This is a genomic window from Rhodococcus sp. LB1 (assembly GCF_001583455.1).
GTDB lineage: Bacteria > Actinomycetota > Actinomycetes > Mycobacteriales > Mycobacteriaceae > Rhodococcus_F > Rhodococcus_F opacus.
Window position 1 is genome coordinate 1 of the sequence record NZ_LTCZ01000042.1, and the last position, 4359, is coordinate 4359.

Genomic DNA, 4359 nt, shown 5'->3' on the forward strand with positions numbered 1-4359 from the left:
ATGCCGGAACGTTCCGGCATATTTTCATCGTCACGTAGCCCCGGTCACATGTCAAGGAGCGTTGTCGAAGTTTCCAAACCGGAACCTCAGTACGATTGCGGCATGCCGGCAGTGACGATCATCGACCTGGCTCGCGAACTCGGGCTGTCGAAGACGACGGTCTCCGATGCTTTGATCGGATCCGGTCGGGTGTCGGAGGCCACTCGTCAGCGGGTGATGACGGCCGCACAGTCGATGGGATACGTGTCGAATCGTGCCGCCCGGTCATTGCGTCGGCGAACGACCGGCGCGTTCGGTTTGTACATCCCCTCGGAGGTCCGAGGGCTGTCCTTCTACATGCACTTCGCTTTCGGAGCAGCGGACGCAGCCGCGTCCGTCGGACGAGATCTCACGCTCCATACGCGAACGTCCGAACACTTCCAGGTCGACGGCGCGATCGTCATCGATGCTCTCGACGACGACCCGATAGTCGACAGGATGCTGCGGGCCGCGATCCCGATCGTCTTCGCCGGACGGAGCGGCCCCCTTCCACTGCCCGCGCAAACGGTGGGAACGATCGAGATCGACCATCGCGCCGTCGTCGACTTTGTTCTCGAGCAACTCAAATCAACAGGTACGCGGCGTCCGGGCTACGTCGGCCTGGAATCACTACGCGGCCCCCATTGGGCCGCCGACTCGAAGAGCAGCTTCGAAGAGTGGTGCCTCCGTGAGGGCATCGAGCCGCACATGCTTCTCTTACCCGCAGACCCCAACGAGGACGAACTGTTCGCTGCTCTCGAGAAATTGACTGGTGAATGCGCCGTCGACGCAATCGTGTTCGGGCCCCAAGGATTGGCCGGGCGCGCCCTCCCGATGCTGCACTCGCTCGGGAAGACTCCCGACGTCAACAGCGAGCACGGTTTCCGCGTCGCCTCCCTGGCTGGCGACCCCGTCAGTGAGTTGGGAAGTTCTCAGATCTTCGCAGTAGATCTTGCCCCGCGCAGTTTCGGCCACGAGGCCATGGACTTGCTCGTTGAAGTGTCCACTGCACCTCCATCCGAAACACTGCACCGTTTTCATGCGGCGAACTTGCATCGAACTGTCGATGCCTCTGATGCACAACCGAGTTGAAGGCTGTCCGCCTGATCCCCACTGAGAGGCCGCGGAGACGCGTTGACACTAATCATGGCAGTCCAGGTCGGCATTGCCACCTGGGGGTACTACGCAATCGAGGCCTTCGAGCGGTGGACGATGCCGATCATCGCCACCGTCATGGTCGTCATGACGATCGTCGCCCTGATCCACGTGAAGGCCGACTTCACGACCTCCACCGTCGCCGGGGCACGTCGACATGCGAATGCGACCGAGTCTGCCCCCCCGGGGGTGCGTTGTCACCCGCTACCGCGCTCAGGGAGCGCACTGTCCGCTCGGGTCGCTGCTGGCCCAGGCGGGCGGAACGCCGGGGGCCTACGAAGTGGTCCGAACGCTGTTGGCACAGTGGCGGACCCACGTCGCGGCCGGGATCGAGGTGATGCAGGCGGCAGGGCAGATCCGGGCAGAACTGGATGCGTCGCGCACCGCGTCGGCGTTCATTGCGGGAATTCAGGGTGGGGTGCAGGTCCTGCGGTCGACGGGCAGTGTCGAGGATCTCGAAGCCGTCCTCGACACTCTGATCGACTACCTTCGGGGCCCGGGATCGCCCGGTGTTACCTACTGATCAGCTGGGCGGAGCCGCGACCGCGGCGAACCCAGCCGAACATCACGTCATCGCCAACGTCGATGAATGTTCGGCCTCGAACCAGACGCACTGGGCACATCATCAATGGATGGGAAGCTTCGCCGCGACGGTCGTCGGTGGCTACTGCGGAGGTCGCTCGACGACGCCACTTGCTTGTGCTTGGCGATAATGTCCTCATCATGACTGCGCGCTTCGATATTTCGCTGCTCCTTGCGTCGGCCCGGATCGGCGTCGGCGTGCTGCTCATCGCGCGCCCACCGTCGCGTTGCCTACCGCGGACGCCGGTAACGGTACGAACACCCTGCTGATGCGGACGGTCGGGGTCCGCGACCTCGTCCTCGGTGGGGGTGCGGTTCTGGCCCGGACGCGGGGCCGGCGCGCCGAGTTCCGCCGCTGGGCGGCGGCTGGGCTGGCCAGTGACACCGGCGACCTTCTGGTGGGGATCCGCAGCGCCCGACTGGTCGGACGGTCCGGTGCGATCAAGGCCGTCGCGGTTGTGGTTCCGTGGGTGGCTGCCGGCGCTGCCGGCCTGGTCAGAGGGTCGCACCCGCCGGATGCGGTCCCGCGGACTCGTTAGACACCCCGGGTGTTCGTGGCCTGCGAGCCCTTCTGCCCCTTGCCGCCTCGAACTCCACACGCTGGTTCTCGTCGTGCGACTCGTAGCCACTGCCGTGATCTCCGAGAAGTCCACCAAGACGTCCGGAGCTCCATTGTCGGGTGCGATGAAACCGAAGATCCTCTCACCGTTGAACCACTTCACAATGTCCTGCGCTACGCCGACACTCTCTCACCCTCGATCCGGGCATTCACAGCGAAGTCCTGCTCGAGATCACTGCGACCTCTTGACTTTGCCGCCAGTCGTTCGTCGATCGACGATCAGTCACTGAAACGGTCGTTGTGACGACCTCTTCGGCAGCCACTGCCGACGGGGCGGATCAGGGTCGCGCGGGCAGCGGGAGGAATTCCATAACCTCGGCGTTGACGTGACGAGTTCGAGGTTCGATGGCTTCCTCGCGAAGCCGCAGTTGGGCGAGTATCGAAGTCGTCCTCGGGTCGTACGGTTGGGGCCTTGGAAGAAGAATGGCGTGATCCTTTGGAAGGACTTCCCATGACCACTGATCTCGAATCACGAATTCGCCAGCTCGAAGACCGTGCCCTCATCAGCGAGCGGGTCATCAAATACGCGATGGCCGTGGACCGTGCCGACTGGGAGATGTTCGCCGATCGCTTCACCGATCCCGTTCACGCGGACTACTCCGAGAACGGGATGCCTGCAGCAGATTTCGCCCGCGACGACTTGGTCGGCATTGTTCGCGGGGCGCTCGGCGGTTACACGGCAACTCAGCACCTCAGCACCAACCACGTCATCGAGTTCGACGAGAACGATTCGGACCGGGCGCTCTGCTACTCGTATATGTACGCGCAGCACTACCGTGAGGGGTCCGAGGGCGGGTTCTTCCTGTTGCGCGGCTCGTACATCAACCACATGCTCCGCACATCGGATGGCTGGCGTATCGAGAGTCTGACCCAGCACGTCAGCTGGTCCGACGGCGAATAGATACCGTCATGGAAGCCACCGGCCGCTTCCGGTCGTCGAGCTCGTCGACGACAGCGGCGGAACCGTATTCGGTGACGACGGGGAGGACATCGGCTTCTCCGTCAACGTGACAGTGCCCTTGCCGATGAGGTCGTCGCTCGCCGCGGAGCGGTCCACGTACTGGTCAACAATGCCGGAGCGGGTCGATAGGACGCATCGCCGACCTCACCCTTGCCGACAGGAAATGGATGATCCGTGTCAGCCTCTGCGGAGTCATCCACGCTATGCACGCCTTCCTCCCCCCTGATCAAGACCAACCCCGGCGGCGGACACATCGTCAACACCTCATCGATGTCCGGTCTCATCGCCATGCCGGCACTGGGGCTCGTACATCGCCTCGAAGTTCGGTGCCGTCGGCCTCACCTAAGTCCTGGCAGCCGAACTGGCCGAGGACGGAGGAGCGATCGGAGCCACCGTCCTGTGCCCGGGACCGGTGCGGAGCAACATCAAGACCAGCCTGCGCAGCATGCACCAGGGAGAGCGCGGAGGGTTGTTCGATGACGGCCCGGTGGCCTCCATGCGCTGGATGGAACCGATCGAGTGTGGACGCCTTGTCGACCCCGATTACAGCGTTATAGGCGTCTATAGCGCTCGATCCGGAGGCGGCAGCGTGGTTGTTGCCAAGTAGGCTCTCCGATCCCGACTAGTGTCGGTGTTCGGTTAGGGCCCTCGAATGTAGTGCCGTGAGATGGACGTGATCAGGGAGCAGCTTTGCACCGGTGGCGCTGGCCCGGTCCTACGACGCCGACAGCACTCCAACTCGCAAACTCGCACAAGGGTGACACTGACGGCAGGTCCTCCGAGGATCACGGCTGAGAAGCGCGTGTGCTCGGGGACGTTCAGGTGTAGGTGAACGCCCGCCGGAACCCGGGTGCGGCGGGCGTTCATGGTGGGGTCAGTTCAGGGTGGTGGTGTCGATGACGAAGCGGTATCGGACGTCGGAGGCGAGGACCCGCTCGTATGCCTGGTTGATCTTGTCGGCGGGGATGACTTCGATGTCGGATCCGATGTTGTGGGTGGCGCAGAAGTCGAGCATTTCCTGGGT

At 63.6% G+C, this 4359-nt stretch carries 4 protein-coding genes and 2 pseudogenes; 4 read left to right on the forward strand and 2 right to left on the reverse strand.

Annotated features, from left to right (window positions below):
- The first annotated feature begins 102 nt into the window (after window positions 1–102).
- The 3 genes from AZG88_RS08170 (at window position 103) to AZG88_RS08180 (ending at window position 2294) form a co-directional block, all read left to right on the forward strand.
- Window positions 103–1110 carry a LacI family DNA-binding transcriptional regulator gene (locus AZG88_RS08170; protein WP_025432762.1) on the forward strand — a complete coding sequence of 336 codons (1008 nt, stop codon included), beginning with the start codon at window positions 103–105 and terminating at the stop codon, window positions 1108–1110.
- 220 nt (window positions 1111–1330) lie between these two features.
- A complete protein-coding gene (locus AZG88_RS08175) occupies window positions 1331–1696 on the forward strand; it encodes a TetR family transcriptional regulator C-terminal domain-containing protein (RefSeq protein WP_231913878.1) in 366 nt (121 codons plus the stop codon).
- A gap of 286 nt (window positions 1697–1982) precedes the next feature.
- Complete coding sequence (locus AZG88_RS08180) at window positions 1983–2294, forward strand: hypothetical protein (RefSeq protein ID WP_231913879.1); 312 nt, start codon at window positions 1983–1985, stop codon at window positions 2292–2294.
- Here the strand turns inward: AZG88_RS08180 and AZG88_RS49640 are convergent.
- Window positions 2291–2480, reverse strand: a pseudogene (locus AZG88_RS49640) (cold-shock protein). The gene AZG88_RS08180 and the pseudogene AZG88_RS49640 overlap by 4 nt on opposite strands.
- Window positions 2481–2825: 345 nt before the next feature.
- On the opposite strand from AZG88_RS49640, the gene AZG88_RS08185 reads away from it, so the two are divergent.
- On the forward strand, window positions 2826–3275 hold the full coding sequence (locus AZG88_RS08185) for a nuclear transport factor 2 family protein (protein ID WP_061697425.1): 450 nt from the start codon (window positions 2826–2828) through the stop codon (window positions 3273–3275).
- 934 nt (window positions 3276–4209) lie between these two features.
- Here AZG88_RS08185 and AZG88_RS51580 read toward each other — a convergent pair.
- A pseudogene (locus tag AZG88_RS51580) lies at window positions 4210–4359 on the reverse strand (alcohol dehydrogenase); the annotation flags it as partial.

Excerpts from the sequence above, each read along its gene's own strand:
- AZG88_RS08170 (WP_025432762.1), top strand. The coding sequence starts at position 103 with ATGCCGGCAGTGACGATCATCGACCTGGCTCGCGAACTCGGGCTGTCG.
- AZG88_RS08175 (WP_231913878.1), top strand. The coding sequence starts at position 1,331 with ATGCGAATGCGACCGAGTCTGCCCCCCCGGGGGTGCGTTGTCACCCGC.
- AZG88_RS08185 (WP_061697425.1), top strand. The coding sequence starts at position 2,826 with ATGACCACTGATCTCGAATCACGAATTCGCCAGCTCGAAGACCGTGCC.